Annotated in this window: 13 protein-coding genes; 3 read left to right on the forward strand and 10 right to left on the reverse strand. The window is 67.6% G+C overall.

Translation table 11 applies throughout. The annotated features are described in order from the left end of the window. Positions 1 to 39 precede the first annotated feature (39 nt). The 3 genes from gpmA to F1599_RS15380 all read left to right on the forward strand — a co-directional run bounded on the left by gpmA (position 40) and on the right by F1599_RS15380 (position 3,399). Entirely contained in the window at positions 40 to 786 is a 747-nt protein-coding gene (gene gpmA, locus F1599_RS15370) for a 2,3-diphosphoglycerate-dependent phosphoglycerate mutase (protein ID WP_149317144.1), read from the forward strand. Positions 787 to 962: 176 nt separating this feature from the next. Continuing rightward, the gene (locus F1599_RS15375) at positions 963 to 2,576 is read left to right on the forward strand and encodes a S41 family peptidase (RefSeq protein ID WP_150083649.1); all 1,614 of its coding nucleotides are present in this window, start codon (positions 963 to 965) and stop codon (positions 2,574 to 2,576) included. 73 nt (positions 2,577 to 2,649) lie between these two features. Continuing rightward, on the forward strand, positions 2,650 to 3,399 hold the full coding sequence (locus tag F1599_RS15380) for a HesA/MoeB/ThiF family protein (RefSeq protein ID WP_150083650.1): 750 nt from the start codon (positions 2,650 to 2,652) through the stop codon (positions 3,397 to 3,399). A gap of 81 nt (positions 3,400 to 3,480) precedes the next feature. Here the strand turns inward: F1599_RS15380 and mnmH are convergent, their stop codons facing one another. The 10 genes from mnmH to amt form a co-directional block, all read right to left on the reverse strand. After that, the gene (mnmH, locus tag F1599_RS15385; protein ID WP_150083652.1) at positions 3,481 to 4,626 is read right to left on the reverse strand and encodes a tRNA 2-selenouridine(34) synthase MnmH; all 1,146 of its coding nucleotides are present in this window, start codon (positions 4,624 to 4,626) and stop codon (positions 3,481 to 3,483) included. Continuing rightward, complete coding sequence (selD, locus tag F1599_RS15390) at positions 4,626 to 5,681, reverse strand: selenide, water dikinase SelD (RefSeq protein ID WP_149317148.1); 1,056 nt, start codon at positions 5,679 to 5,681, stop codon at positions 4,626 to 4,628. The genes mnmH and selD overlap by 1 nt, the downstream gene beginning before the upstream one ends. Before the next feature lie 231 nt (positions 5,682 to 5,912). After that, positions 5,913 to 6,392: a bacterioferritin gene (gene bfr / locus F1599_RS15395; protein ID WP_053821000.1), complete on the reverse strand. Its 480-nt coding sequence runs from the start codon at positions 6,390 to 6,392 to the stop codon at positions 5,913 to 5,915. A gap of 120 nt (positions 6,393 to 6,512) precedes the next feature. Continuing rightward, positions 6,513 to 6,857 carry a bacterioferritin-associated ferredoxin gene (locus F1599_RS15400; protein ID WP_395896001.1) on the reverse strand — a complete coding sequence of 115 codons (345 nt, stop codon included), beginning with the start codon at positions 6,855 to 6,857 and terminating at the stop codon, positions 6,513 to 6,515. A 192-nt stretch (positions 6,858 to 7,049) separates the two neighbouring features. After that, entirely contained in the window at positions 7,050 to 8,831 is a 1,782-nt protein-coding gene (gene ptsP, locus F1599_RS15405; protein WP_149317149.1) for a phosphoenolpyruvate--protein phosphotransferase, read from the reverse strand. Positions 8,832 to 8,881: 50 nt separating this feature from the next. Continuing rightward, positions 8,882 to 9,151 carry an HPr family phosphocarrier protein gene (locus F1599_RS15410; RefSeq protein ID WP_149317150.1) on the reverse strand — a complete coding sequence of 90 codons (270 nt, stop codon included), beginning with the start codon at positions 9,149 to 9,151 and terminating at the stop codon, positions 8,882 to 8,884. Next, positions 9,120 to 9,575, reverse strand: a complete 456-nt coding sequence (locus tag F1599_RS15415; RefSeq protein WP_149317151.1) for a PTS sugar transporter subunit IIA — start codon at positions 9,573 to 9,575, stop codon at positions 9,120 to 9,122. The genes F1599_RS15410 and F1599_RS15415 overlap by 32 nt, the downstream gene beginning before the upstream one ends. A gap of 81 nt (positions 9,576 to 9,656) precedes the next feature. Then, a complete protein-coding gene (gene gshB / locus F1599_RS15420; RefSeq protein ID WP_150083654.1) occupies positions 9,657 to 10,673 on the reverse strand; it encodes a glutathione synthase in 1,017 nt (338 codons plus the stop codon). Positions 10,674 to 10,748: 75 nt separating this feature from the next. Continuing rightward, a complete protein-coding gene (gene gshA, locus F1599_RS15425; protein ID WP_149317153.1) occupies positions 10,749 to 12,044 on the reverse strand; it encodes a glutamate--cysteine ligase in 1,296 nt (431 codons plus the stop codon). A gap of 518 nt (positions 12,045 to 12,562) precedes the next feature. Then, the coding region (gene amt, locus F1599_RS15430) for an ammonium transporter (protein WP_317845747.1) at positions 12,563 to 13,959 on the reverse strand (1,397 nt) is incomplete at its 5' end.

A 13,959-nucleotide genomic window follows, 5' to 3' on the forward strand; every position in this document is an offset into this window, starting at 1 on the left:
CGAGCGGCGCGCGCAGCATTCTCACTCTTTGGAAGCAGCATGTACAAACTCGTTCTCATCCGCCACGGCGAATCGACCTGGAATCTGGAAAACCGCTTCACCGGCTGGGTCGACGTGGACCTGACCGAAACCGGCGCGCAGCAGGCCCGCCAGGCCGGCCAACTGCTGAAGGACGCCGGCTTCGCCTTCGACGTGGCCTATACCTCGGTGCTCAAGCGCGCGATCCGCACGCTGTGGCATGTGCAGGACGAGATGGACCTGATGTGGATCCCGGTGCGCAACGAATGGCGCCTCAACGAGCGCCACTACGGTGCGCTGGCGGGCCTGAACAAGGCCGAGACGGCCGCCAAGTTCGGCGACGAGCAGGTGCTGGTCTGGCGCCGCAGCTACGACACCCCGCCCCCCGCGCTCGAGCCGACTGATCCGCGCGCCTCGTATGACGATCCGCGCTATGCCAACGTGCCGCGCGAACTGATTCCGCTGACCGAATGCCTGAAGGACACGGTCGCCCGCGTGCTGCCGCTCTGGAACGAATCGATCGCACCGGACATCAAAGCCGGAAAGCGCGTGGTGATCGCGGCCCATGGCAACAGCATCCGCGCGCTGGTGAAGTACCTCGACCAGATTTCCGATGACGATATCGTGGGCCTCAATATCCCGAACGGCACGCCGCTCGTGTACGAACTCGACGCCGAACTGCGGCCGATCCGGCATTACTACCTGGGCGACCAGGAAGCGATCGCCGCTTCGCTGGCCGCTGTCGCGAGCCAGGGCAAGGCCCGCTGAGCCGGACCCGCCAGCCTTGGCGCATCAAGGCCTGCGCCGCATCGCGGCGCGGCCTTTTTTTCCGCCCGCTCTTATACTGTCGGTCAGACCGGACCGGCAGCGCCCCTTGCGCCACGCCGCAACCGGCGCAATCCACGGCGCCCTGGCCGGCGCCAATCAACGTTCAGGCAGCCCACATGCGTAAGACGCTCAAGAACATCAGCCTTGTCTCCGCGGGACTCGTTGCCGGCGTGCTCGCCACGCTGCAGCTGTCCGCGACCGCGCAGAACTCCTCGGGGCCGCTGCCCCTGGAGCAGTTGCGGCTGATGGCGGACATATTCGGGCAGATCAAGCGCGAGTACGTCGAGCCGGTCGACGACAAGAAGCTGCTGACCGAAGCCATCAAGGGCATGGTCGCCAGCCTCGACCCGCATTCGTCGTATCTGGACGCCAAGGACTTCAAGGAACTGCAGGAAGGCACGCGCGGCCGTTTCGCGGGCCTGGGCATCGAGATCTCGCAGGAAGAGGGCCTGGTCAAGGTCATCAACCCGATCGAGGACACGCCCGCCTTCCGCGCCGGAATCCAGCCCGGCGACCTGATCACCCGCATCGACGACAAGCCGGTGCGCGGCCTGCCGCTGGAACAGGCGGTCAAGCGCATGCGCGGCGAGCCGGGCACCAAGGTCACGCTGACGATCTACCGCAAGAGCGAGGAACGCACCTTCCCGGTGTCGATCACGCGCGCCGAGATCCGCGTGCAGTCGGTCAAGGCCAAGATGGTCGATCCGGCCATCGGCTGGGTCCGCCTGACCAGCTTCCAGGAACGCACCGTGGCCGACCTGGGCCGGCGCCTGGCCGAGCTGGCGCAGAAGAATCCGAACATGAAGGGCCTGGTGCTGGACCTGCGCAACAACGGCGGCGGCGTGCTGCAGGGCGCGGTCGGCGTATCCGCGGCCTTCCTGCCCGAGGACGTGACCGTGGTCTCGACCAACGGCCAGGTGCCCGACGCCAAGCGGGTCTACAAGACCAACTTCAACAACTACCGGCTGTCGTCGGTCGAGGACGATCCGCTGAAGGATCTGCCGCCGCTGTTCAAGAAGATACCGATGGTGGTGCTGACCAACGCCTATTCGGCGTCGGCCTCGGAAATCGTCGCGGGCGCGCTGCAGGACCACAAGCGCGCGCTGATCATGGGCAAGACCACGTTCGGCAAGGGCTCGGTGCAGACCGTGCGGCCGCTGACGAACGACACCGGCATCAAGCTGACCATCGCGTACTACTACACGCCGTCGGGCAAGTCGATCCAGGCCAAGGGCATCCGTCCGGACATCCCGGTCGACCAGAATCCGGAAGGCGATCCGGACGACGCGCTGATCACGCGCGAGATCGACACCGAGCGCCATCTGCACAACAAGCAGGAATCGGAAGAAGCCGAGATGACCGAGCGCGAGCAGCGCCGCGTCGAGGAACTGCGCCGGCTCGAGGAAGAGAACGCGAAGAAGTCGCCGGAGGAGCGCGAGAAGGAACGGCGCAAGAAGCCGATCGAGTTCGGCACCGCCGAGGACTTCATGCTGCAGCAGGCGATCCACCAGCTCAAGGGCGAGCCGATCAAGCGCTCGCGCTCCAAGCTCGAGGCGACGCCGGTGTCCGACAGCAAGGTGCCGAAGGGCCCGGTCAAGGCCGATCCGTCCAAGCGCGCACCCGCTCCGGACGCCAAGCCCGCCGCGCCCGAAGTGAAGCCGGACAGCAAGCCGCCGGCGAGCGCGCCGATGGGCAAGCCGCTCGGCACGCCGACCGGCAAGGCGCCCTGACCACGTTCGCGAACGAAGCCTGAGCGCGTAGACCGACGCATCGCGGCGGGACCCCGGTCCCGCCGCCCGCCCGATGAACGACGACCAACTGCTGCGCTACTCGCGGCACATCCTGCTCGATGAGCTGGGCATCGAAGGCCAGGGCCGGCTGCTGGCCGGCCGCGCGCTGGTGATCGGCGCCGGCGGCCTGGGCGCCGCGGCGCTGCCCTATCTGGCCTCGGCCGGCGTCGGCACCATCGTCGTGGTCGACAACGACGACGTCGACCTGACCAATCTGCAACGCCAGATCCTGCACACCACCGCCAATGTCGGCCGGCCCAAGGTCGAGTCGGCGCGCGAAGGCATGCTGCGGATCAATCCCGAGATCGATGTGCGGCTGGTGCCGGCGCGCGTCGGCGACAGCGAACTGGATGTGCTGGTGCGCGACGCCGACGTGGTGCTGGACTGCTGCGACAACTTCGCCACGCGCCATGCGGTCAACCGCGCCTGCGTCGCGCATCGCGTGCCGCTGGTCTCCGGCGCGGCGCTGCGCTTCGACGGGCAGATCAGCGTGTTCGATCGCCGGCGCGACGATGCGCCGTGCTACGCCTGCCTGTTTCCGCCGTCGGAGAACGCGCCGGAGGCCGCCTGCGCGACCATGGGCGTGTTCGCGCCGCTGGTCGGCATGGTCGGCACCGTGCAGGCCGCCGAGGCGCTGAAGCTGATCGCCGGCGTGGGCGAGACGCTGGCCGGACGACTGCTAATGGTGGATGCGTTCCGCATGGAATGGACCACGATGGCGCTGGCGCGCACGCCCGACTGCGAGGTTTGCGGCGGGCATTGAAGGCGCCGCGGTCCCGCTCTCTCCCCTACTCCTCTTCCGCCCGCGGAGCGGAAAAACCCACCGGCCGGCCGGCTCCGTTGTTCAGCGAGCGATCTGCCGCTGTACGGTCGCCTGATTGCGCAGATATTCGCGCACTGCCTGCCGATCGCCGCGGAACACGATGCGGCTCTCCCTCGCCTCGCGCTGGTAGTCGTACATCGGGTCGTAGTAATGGCGCAGCAGCACCGCGATCCAGACGCGGTGCTCGTCGACCTCGCCGCTCTGCGCCTGGCGTTGCAGCGCATGGGCGAGCAGCGCGGCCAGGCGCTCGTAGCGCTGGCCGCCGAGCCGGCGCGAGATGCCGGCCAGCGCGTCGCGCATCCGTTCCGAGAAGGCGTCGAAGCCCTTGTCCGGCCCATGCGCGGCGACATATTCGGCCGCCAGATCGACCACATAATCGTGCAGCACGCGTTCGACGCGCGCCTCGAACGGTTCGTCCAGCCACACCAGCGGACTCGCCTGCATGCGGGCGTACAGCCGCGGCGGCACGTCGCGGCTGCCGATGAAGCGGCCCTCGTCTTCCACCACCAGCGTGCCGGCGCCGGCGGCGCGCCGCCGCAGCAGATCGATCGCCAGCCCGTTCTCGAAGTTGATCTGCGTCGGCTGCGGACGTGCGCGCCGGCCGAAGCTGGAGCCCCGATGCGCGGCATGGCCTTCGAGATCGACCCCGCTGTCGAGCTCGGCCAGCAGCGCGGTCTTGCCGCTGCCCGTCAGGCCGCCGAGCACCAGCCAGTCGCATTCCGTGACGGCGGCGTCCAGCGATTCGATCAGGAACGTCCGCATCGCCTTGTAGCCGCCGGTGACGCGCGGATAGTCGATGCCGGCCTCGCGCAGCCATTGCTGCGAGATCTGCGAGCGCAGGCCGCCGCGGAAGCAGTACAGATAGCCGTCGGGATGGCACCGTGCGAATTCGGCCCAGGCCGCCACCCGCATCGCCTTGCGCTCGCCGCTGACCAGCGCATGGCCGAGCGCGATCGCCGCCTGCTGGCCTTCCTCCTTGTAGCGGCAGCCGACCTGGTGGCGTTCGTCGTCGTCCATCAACGGCAGATTGACCGCGCCCGGGAAGGCGCCGCGCGCGAACTCGGTCGGCGCGCGCACGTCCAGCATCGGCACGCCGGACAGCAGCAGCGCCCGATAGTCGGCGCTGTCCGGCCTTGCGGTGAGCGATGACCCGGGCATGCGGTCCATCAGCACACCACCACGGCGTGATCGGCGCGCTCGGTCATTTCCCCGATGCATTCGAGCGCGAGGCCGCATTCGGCCGCCACGGCGAGGAATTCCTGTTCGCCCGCGGGCTCGACCGCGACCAGCAGCCCCCCGCTGGTCTGCGGATCGCACAGCACCGCGCGCCGTGCCGCGTCCAGTTCGCCGTCTGCACAGGCGATCCGGTGTCCGTAGCTGGCGAAGTTGCGCTGGGTGCCGCCGGGCACGCAGCCGGCCGCGACGTACTCGCGCACGCCCGGCAGCAACGGCACCGCGGCGTGGTCCAGCCGCGCGGTCAGCCCGCTGCCGTCGGCCATTTCGACCAGATGGCCGAGCAGGCCGAAGCCGGTCACGTCGGTCATCGCGCGCACCGCCTCGAGCCGGCCGAAGCGGCTGCCGGGACGGTTCAGCCGGCACATCCAGTCGGTCGCCAGGCGGCTGTGTTCGTCGCGCAGCTTGCCCTGCTTGCCGGCGGTGGTCAGCACGCCGATGCCCAGCGGCTTGGTCAGATACAGCCGGCAGCCGGCGCGCGCGGTGTCGTTGCGCTTCAGATGCGCGCGCTCGACCATGCCGGTCACGGCCAGGCCGAAGATCGGCTCGGGCGCATCGATCGAATGCCCGCCGGCCAGTGCGATGCCGGCCTCGTCGCAGGCGCGCCGCCCGCCGGCCACCACTTCGCGCGCGACCTCGGGCGGCAGCACATTGACCGGCCAGCCCAGGATCGCGATGGCGAGCAGTGGATCGCCGCCCATCGCATAGACGTCGCTGATCGCATTGGTGGCCGCGATACGGCCGAAGTCGAAGGGATCGTCGACCACCGGCATGAAGAAGTCGGTGGTCGAGACCAGCGCGCGGCCCTCGTCGCTGCCATCGATCGCGTAGACCGCTGCGTCATCGCGTGAGGCGTTGCCGACCCACAGCCGCGGGTCCAGGTGCTGCGGCCCGCTGCCGGCCAGGATCACGTCGAGCACCTGCGGCGAAATCTTGCAGCCGCAGCCGGCGCCGTGGCTGTATTGCGTCAATCGGATGGGTTCCGGCATGGGGATGTCCTCTCTGGGAAATCGGACCGCGGAGGTGGCGGCAGCGCTGGAGATCGGAGTCGGGATGGAGTCGACCGGTAGATGGGACCGGAGATGAGAAACCGAATGGGAATGAGAGGGATTCAAGCTGCGAAGCGCGCGGCGGCGGGCGGCTCGGTGAGGCGCCGCTGACGACCGCCTGGCCCGGAAACTGGCGTTGCGGGGCCTTGCGGGTCCTGCCGCGGCCGGGCTTTACTGCTCGCCCGGCTCCATCTGCGATTGCAGATAGTTCTGCAGGCCGACCTTGTCGATCAGGTCCAGCTGCGTTTCCAGATACTCGATGTGCTCTTCGGTATCGGTCAGGATGTCGACCAAAATCTCGCGGCTGACATAGTCGCCGACCGATTCACAGTAGGCGATGCCTTCCTTGACCGTCACGTGAGCGGTCTGCTCCAGCTTCAGGTCGCACTTGAGCATCTCGGGCGTGTCTTCGCCGATCAGCAGCTTGTGCAGGTCCTGCAGGTTGGGCAGTCCGTCGAGCATCAGAATGCGTTCGATCAGCCGGTCGGCATGCTTCATTTCGCCGATCGATTCCTTGTACTCCACGTCGCCGAGCTTCTTGAGGCCCCAGTGGCGATACATACGGGCGTGCAGGAAATACTGGTTGACCGCGGTCAGCTCGTTGGTGAGCTGCGCATTCAGATACTGGATGACCTTCTTGTCACCTTTCATCGGGGGCTCCTGTTGCTACGGGCCCGCAAAAACGCGACGCGGCGCTGGTTGCGCCGCGTGCAGTCAGAGGAAAACGACGAAGACACGCGCCGATCGCCGGTCTGCGATCGGGAGGCGTGTTCAGGCAACCAGCTCGGTTTGCTGGTCGTTCGCGACTGCCGGGTCCCGTGTGTCCATTATGGCACGCGGTCCCGACGACGAACAGGAGGAAAACTGGACGACGTGAACGGTCTGGGCCGTCACCGTGGTGGACGCGCCGTGGCAGGACGCTGCAACGCCCTCGGCGAGAACCTGCTGCGCGCAATCGCGGCAGCGGCCGCAGCAAGTGCCGACGCCGAGCGTTTCGGCCAGCTCGTCGAGCGTGGACACGCCCAGCTGGACGGCGCCATGGATCTCGCGATCGGTTACCTGGTTGCAGATGCAGACGTACACAAAGCCTCCTTGGGGCAGCGCGGACACCGGCATGTCCTGACTGTTGGAGGCAGAATAACAGAGATCAAAAATGATAACAATTCCCATTAAGAAACAGAAACATCATAGGGGAATTGGAATCACTTCCTTCCAAATCAAGGGCTTATGCCGTCACGTGGCGGCTCGCCACGCGGTCCAAGAAGCACTTATGGAGCACAAGGAAGGGCCGCTATAACCCCGCGAGTTTCAGGGTTGTGACAGTCGCGCCAGCGCGGCGGCGGCCTCTTCCGGCTCGTAGGCGCACAGCACCTGTTCGACCAGGCCCTCCAGCCGGGTGCAGTCCGCATGCAGGATCTCCTGCTTGACGCGCAGCAGCTGGGCGGGGTGCATCGAGAACTCGCGCAGGCCCATGCCGAGCAGCAGCCGGGTCATCGCCGGGTCGCCCGCCATCTCGCCGCAGACGGCGACCGGCACGCCGGCGTGATTTGCCTCGCGGATGGTGCGCGCGATCAGTTGCAGCACCGCGGGATGCAGCGGGTCGTACAGATGCGCGACGGCGTTGTCGGCGCGGTCGATCGCCAGCGTGTACTGGATCAGGTCGTTGGTGCCGATCGACAGGAAGTCCATGCGCCGCAGGAACAGCGGCAGCAGCAGCACCGCGGCCGGGATCTCGATCATCGCGCCGACCTTCAGGTTGGGATCGTAGGCGACCCCGCGCTGATCGAGCTCGTGCTTGGCGCGCGCCACCAGTTCCAGCGTCTGGTCGATCTCGCGCGCATGCGCCAGCATCGGGAACAGCAGCCGCACCGGCCCGAAGGCCGAGGCGCGCAGCAGCGCGCGCAGCTGGGTCAGGAACATCGCCGGCTCGGACAGCGACCAGCGGATCGCGCGCAAGCCCAGCGCGGGATTGAGCGCGGTCTCGTATTCCTCGGCACGGCCGTCGCGCCCGTCGCGGAAATCCAGCAGCGGCTTGTCGGCGCCGATGTCGATGGTGCGGATGGTGACCGGCAGCCCGCGCATCGCCTCGACCGCGCGGCGGTAGGCCTCGAACTGTTCGTCCTCGCCGGGCAGTTCGCCGCGCCGGTTCATGAACAGGAATTCGGAGCGGAACAGGCCCACGCCGACCGCGCCGGCGGCCAGCGCGGCGGACGCGTCCTCGGCCATCTCGATATTGGCCAGCAGATCGATCTCGATGCCGTCCAGCGTCACCGCGGGCGTATGCCGCAGCCGCTGCAGCCGCTTGTTCTCGAGCGCCCGCTCGCTCTGCCGATGACGGTATTCCTCGAGGATGATCGGCGTCGGGTCGACGATCACGAGCCCGGCATCGCCGTCGATGATGATCCAGTCATCCTGGCGGATCAGCTCGCTCGCGTTCTGCACGCCGACCGCGGCCGGAATGTCGAGGCTGCGCGCGACGATCGCGGTATGCGAGGTGCGCCCGCCCAGGTCGGTGACGAAGCCGTGGAACACGGTATGGCGGAACTGCAGCATGTCGGCCGGCGAGATGTCGTGGGCGACCACGATCACGCCGGGGGTGGGCTGGCCGTCGGCCGCCACCGCGGGCACCGGCGCCGGCGTCAGCACCGGCGCGCCGGCCAGCACCTTCAGGATCCGTTCGACCACCTGCTCGATATCGGCCTTGCGCTCGCGCAGGTATTCGTCCTCGATCTCGTCGAACTGGCGCATCAGGTCCTCGAGCCGCGTCGTCAGCGCCCATTCGGCGTTGTAGCGGCGCTCGCGGATCAGCCTTTCGGCCTCGCGCGACAGCATCTCGTCGTCGAGGATCATCGCGTGCACGTCGAGGAAGGCGCCCATCTCCTCCGGCGCATCGCGCGGCAGGTCGCGCTTGAGCGCCGCCAGTTCGGCCCGCACCGCGGTCCGCGCGTTGCGCAGCCGCAGCACCTCGTCCTCGAGCCGGTCTTCGTCGACCAGGTAATGGGACACGTCGAGCGCGGCCGGCGCCAGCAGGTGGGCGCGCCCGATCGCAACGCCGCGCGAGACTGGGATGCCGTGCAGGGCGAATGGCATGAACCGCTCCGTTCAGGAACGTTGATGAAATCCGGACAGGGCCTGCGCCCTCACTCTCCCTCGCCGAAGCGGTTGGCGATCAGCGCGGTCAGCGCATCCATCGCCTCCTGCTCGTCGGGTCCCTCGGTTTCGATCGTGACCGTCGAGCCGATGCCCGCGGCCAGCATCATCACACCCATGATGCTCTTGGCGTCGACCTGGCGCCCGTTGCGCGACATCCTGACCTGGCTGACAAAACTGCCCGCCAGTTGCGTGAGCTTGGCGGAGGCGCGGGCATGCAGCCCGAGCTTATTGATGATGGTGATGTCCCTCTGCAGCATACTTGTCGGGGTGATTGGCGATCTGGTTCTGTACGGTGGTCGAGCCGATCTGCAGCACGCCTTGCGAGCCGCCGGCGAGCGCCTTGGTGGCGAGCTGGTCCAGCTTTTCGGAGCGGTAGCAGATCGCCCGCACGAGCATCGGCAGATTGACGCCGGCGAGCACCTTGATCCGGCCCGGCTCGGCGAGCCGGGCGGCGATATTGGCGGGGGTGGCGCCGAAGATGTCGGTCAGCACCAGCGCCCCATTGTCTTCGATCACCGAGGCGAGGCATCGGCGCGCCTCGGCCAGCACGGCCGCGGGCTCCGCATCGGGAGCGACGTCGATCGCCTCGAGCCGCTTGGGCTCGCCGCAATAGACATGCGCGGCGCAGTCCCGCAGCGCGGAAGCGAGCGGCGCGTGCGCGATGATCAGAATGCCTGCCATGATGGTGAATCCTGTGGATTGCCGCGATTGTAGCAGGCGGGGTAACGGCGCCGTCGCGTGAAAGCAGTCCGGCGCCCGCGCTCAGGCGCCCTTCGCGGCCGCCCGCGCCGCGACCGCCCGCTCCAGCGCGTCGATGAACATGCCGGCCACCGGGAAACCGGTCTGCTGCATGATCTCCTGGAAGCAGGTCGGGCTGGTCACGTTGACCTCGGTCAGGTAGTCGCCGATCGCGTCGAGTCCCACCAGCAGCAGGCCGCGCTGCCACAGCACCGGCGCCAGCGTCTGCGCGATCTCGCGGTCGCGCTCCGACAGCGGCTGCGCGCGGCCGGTGCCGCCCGCCGCCAGATTGCCGCGCACCTCGCCGGCCATCGGCACGCGCGCCAGCGCGTACGGCACCGGCTCGCCGCCGATCAGCAGGATGCGCTTGTCGCCGTCCTTGATCGCGGGGATATAGCGCTGCGCCATCAGCGTGCGCGCGCCGTTCGCCCCGAGCGTCTCGATGATCGCGCCCAGGTTCATGCCGTCCGCGCCGACGCGGAACACGCCCATGCCGCCCATGCCGTCCAGCGGCTTGACGATGATGTCGCGATGCTCGGCATGGAAGGCGCGGATGCGGGCCGCATCGCGCGTGACCAGCGTCGGCGTGATGAACTGCGGGAACTGCGCGATCGCCACCTTCTCGGAATGGTCGCGGATCGCCTGCGGCTTGTTGAAGACGTTGGCGCCCTGCGACTCGGCCAGCTCCAGCAGCCAGGTGCTGGTCACGTACTCCATGTCGAACGGCGGGTCCTTGCGCATCAGCACCGCGTCGAAGGCCGGCACCGGCATCGCGGCCGGGGCATCGAGGCGGAACCAGGCGGCGTGGCCATGGCCGTGGTCATGGGCGTGATCGTGACCGTGATCGTTGCCCTGCTCGGCCTCCAGCAGATGCATTCGCTGCGCGACCGCCTCCACCGCGCCGCCGACCAGCGACAGCTGCGACTGCAGGCAGAAGAACAGCTCGTGGCCGCGCGAGGCGGCCTCGACCATCATCGCGTAGGTGGAGTCCTTGTAGGTCTTGAAGGTCTCGAGCGGATCGGTAATGAACAGAATGCGCATGCTGGCGAGTTCCGGTTGTCGTGCCCGTGGTCGGTCGTGGTCGTGCCCGTTGTGCCCGTTGTGCCCGTTCCCCCGTTACAGGATCGGGTTGGGGTCGGTCTTTTCCAGTTCCAGCGAGGCCGCCAGCAGCGCGAGCCGCGCCACCACGCCATACATGTAGAACCGGTTGGGCACCGCCGCGCCCGGCTTGGCATGCGTGTCCGGAATGCTGTTGGGCGCGAACGCCAGCGGCACGAAATGCATGCCCGGCGCGTTCAGGTTCTCGTCGACGCCGCGGCCGGTATGGACGCGGTAGAAGCCCCCGACCACGTACCGGTCGATCATGTAGACCACCGGCTCGGCCACCGCCTCGTTGACCTTCTCGAAGGTATGCACGCCTTCCTGGATGATCACGTCGTTGACCTCGAGGCCTTCCTTGACGACGCTCATCTTGTTGCGTTCCTTGCGGTTCAGGCCCTTGACCTCGGCCGGATCGCGCACCGTCATCACGCCCATGCCGTAGGTGCCGGCATCGGCCTTGACCACCACGTACGGCGTTTCCTTGATGCCGTACTCGCGGTACTTCTTGGCGATCTTCTTGAGCACGCCCTCGACCGCGTCGGCCAGCGCGTCCTCGCCGACCCGCTCATGGAAGTCGATGCCGCCGACCTTGGCGAAGTACGGGTTGATCATCCACTGGTCGATATCGATCAGCTTGGCGAATTTCTTGGCGACCTCGTCGTAGGCCGAGAAGTGCGAGGACTTGCGCCGCGTCGACCAGCCCGCGTGCAGGGGCGGCAGCACGTACTGCTCGTTGATGTTCTCGAGGATCGGCGGCACGCCGGCCGACAGGTCGTTGTTCAGCAGGATCGAACAGGGATCGAAGTCCTTGAGCCCCAGCCGGCGGTCCTTGGTGCCCAGCCGGGTCAGCGGCTCCACCACCAGGGTCTGGCCGTCGGGCAGTTCGATCGGGGTCGGTTCGGTAATGTCCTCGGACAGCGAGCCCAGCCGGACATTGAGCCCCGCCTGGCGCATGATCAGCGACAGCCGCGCCACGTTCTGCAGATAGAACATATTGCGGGTATGGCGCTCGGGGATCAGCAGCAGGTTCTTGGCGTCCGGACAGATCTTCTCGATCGCCGCCATCGCCGCCTGCACCGCCAGCGGCAGCATTTCGGGCGCCAGATTGTTGAAACCGCCGGGGAACAGATTGGTATCGACCGGGGCCAGCTTGAAGCCGGCGTTGCGCAAATCGACCGAACAGTAGAACGGAGGGGTATGCTCCTGCCATTCCAGACGGAACCACCGCTCGATGGACGGGGTCGCGTCCAGTATCTTCTTTTCCAGTTCGAGCAGGGGGCCGTTCAGCGCGGTGATGAGGTGCGGGACCATATCCATCCTATTGATCGTCTTTATCGTCCGCCCCGATTGTAGAGGAACGGCCAATTGCATGCAGATGGCATGCCAATGCCGGCGAAACGGGAAAATGTCCGATCGTTTCCGCCTTGGGCTAACAATATGGGGATGGGCCGCGGAATTCAAAGAGCGCGGGGAGCGCCGTCGCGAGGGCAAAAAAAAACGCGGCTTCGCCGCGTTTCAAGTGGCCTGACAGATACGGGGAGCGTTCTGCAGGTGGAGGAAACTGCCTCACCTGCACTCTATGCGGGTGCTGTCCTTAACACAAATGAAGGATATTGAATTCGGATTTAAGCGGATGGCGAACAGTGCTTGCCAACCTGGCGGCAAGCCGCGCCAGTGCTGGCTTTGCCGGCGGTCCGCCAATAAAAAAGCCCGGCACGCGGCCGGGCAAAACTCCTGAGAGAAGATTCCCAATCAGCTCTCCAGCACAACACCGTGGGCGCTGCGGGGGCGGCAAGCCGTGGGTCCCCGCACCGCATGTTTCGCCGGCATCAGGCCTCGTAGGCGGTCTCGCCGTGCGAGGTGATGTCCAGGCCTTCGCGCTCCTCGTCCTCGGGCACGCGCAGGCCGATCAGCAGGTCCACCAGCTTGAAGGCGACGAAGGCCACCACCGCCGACCACACCACGGTGGTCAGCACGCCCTCGGTCTGCACCCAGACCTGGCTCGCGATCGAATAGTTGTCCGAGACCTTGTTGGCCACGTAGTCGTAGATGCCCACGCCGCCCAGGCTCGGCGCCGCGAACACGCCGGTCAGGATCGCCCCGGCGATGCCGCCGACGCCATGCACGCCGAACACGTCCAGCGAGTCGTCCGCGCCCAGCAGCCGCTTCAGGCCGGTCACGCCCCACAGGCACAGCAGGCCCGCCACCAGGCCCATCACGATCGAGCCCATCGGGCCGACGAAGCCGGCGGCCGGGGTAATCGCCACCAGGCCGGCCACCGCGCCGGACGCGCCGCCCAGCATCGACGGCTTGCCCTTGGTGATCCACTCGCCGAAGGTCCACGCCAGCACCGCCGCGCAGGTCGCCAGCAGCGTGTTGACGAAGGCCAGCGCGGCGCCGCCGCTCGCTTCCAGGCCCGAGCCGGCGTTGAAGCCGAACCAGCCGAACCACAGCAGCGAGGCGCCGACCATGGTGAAGGTCAGGCTGTGCGGGCGCAGCGCCTCGCGGCCGAAGCCGATCCGCTTGCCGAACATGTAGGCACCGACCAGGCCCGCCACCGCGGCGTTGATATGCACCACGGTGCCGCCGGCGTAGTCGAGCGCGCCCTTCTGGAACAGCCAGCCGGCCTTGGCCGTCGCCGCCTCGGCGGCCGCCGCGTCGGTGTAGGCATCCGGACCAGGCCAGAACCAGACCATATGGGCCATCGGGATATAGGCGAAGGTGAACCACAGCACGATGAACACCAGCACCGCGGAGAAGCGGGCGCGCTCGGCGAAGGCGCCGATGATCAGGCTGCAGGTGATCGCCGCGAACGCGCACTGGAAGGCGAAGAAGCCCAGCTCCGGAATCACCACGCCCTTGCTGAAGGTCGCCGTCACCGCTTCCGGCGTCAGGCCCTTCATGAACAGCCGGTCGGTGCCGCCGAAGAAGGCGTTGCCCTCGGTGAAGGCGAAGCTGTAGCCGTAGATGGCCCACAGCAGCGCGACCAGCGAGAAGATCACCAGGCACTGCATCAGCACCGACAGCATGTTCTTCGAGCGGACCAGGCCGCCGTAGAACAGCGCCAGGCCCGGCAGCGTCATCAGGATCACGAAGGCCGTGCACATCAGCAGCCAGGCCACGTCGCCCTTGTTGGGGGTCGGCGCGGCGGCGGGCGCCGCGGCTTCCGCGGCTGCGGGGGCCGGGGCCGTTGCGGCGGCAGGCGCAGCAGGCGCGGCAGCCGGGG

Origin of the sequence: Cupriavidus cauae (genome assembly GCF_008632125.1) — a bacterium.
GTDB lineage: Bacteria > Pseudomonadota > Gammaproteobacteria > Burkholderiales > Burkholderiaceae > Cupriavidus > Cupriavidus cauae.

What these genes read in the sequence shown, in the direction of transcription:
- gpmA (WP_149317144.1), top strand. Translation starts at nt 40, where the DNA reads ATGTACAAACTCGTTCTCATCCGCCACGGCGAATCGACCTGGAATCTG.
- F1599_RS15375 (WP_150083649.1), top strand. Translation starts at nt 963, where the DNA reads ATGCGTAAGACGCTCAAGAACATCAGCCTTGTCTCCGCGGGACTCGTT.
- F1599_RS15380 (WP_150083650.1), top strand. Translation starts at nt 2,650, where the DNA reads ATGAACGACGACCAACTGCTGCGCTACTCGCGGCACATCCTGCTCGAT.
- mnmH (WP_150083652.1), bottom strand. Translation starts at nt 4,626, where the DNA reads ATGGACCGCATGCCCGGGTCATCGCTCACCGCAAGGCCGGACAGCGCC.
- selD (WP_149317148.1), bottom strand. Translation starts at nt 5,681, where the DNA reads ATGCCGGAACCCATCCGATTGACGCAATACAGCCACGGCGCCGGCTGC.
- bfr (WP_053821000.1), bottom strand. Translation starts at nt 6,392, where the DNA reads ATGAAAGGTGACAAGAAGGTCATCCAGTATCTGAATGCGCAGCTCACC.
- F1599_RS15400 (WP_395896001.1), bottom strand. Translation starts at nt 6,857, where the DNA reads ATGCCGGTGTCCGCGCTGCCCCAAGGAGGCTTTGTGTACGTCTGCATC.
- ptsP (WP_149317149.1), bottom strand. Translation starts at nt 8,831, where the DNA reads ATGCCATTCGCCCTGCACGGCATCCCAGTCTCGCGCGGCGTTGCGATC.
- F1599_RS15410 (WP_149317150.1), bottom strand. Translation starts at nt 9,151, where the DNA reads ATGCTGCAGAGGGACATCACCATCATCAATAAGCTCGGGCTGCATGCC.
- F1599_RS15415 (WP_149317151.1), bottom strand. Translation starts at nt 9,575, where the DNA reads ATGGCAGGCATTCTGATCATCGCGCACGCGCCGCTCGCTTCCGCGCTG.
- gshB (WP_150083654.1), bottom strand. Translation starts at nt 10,673, where the DNA reads ATGCGCATTCTGTTCATTACCGATCCGCTCGAGACCTTCAAGACCTAC.
- gshA (WP_149317153.1), bottom strand. Translation starts at nt 12,044, where the DNA reads ATGGTCCCGCACCTCATCACCGCGCTGAACGGCCCCCTGCTCGAACTG.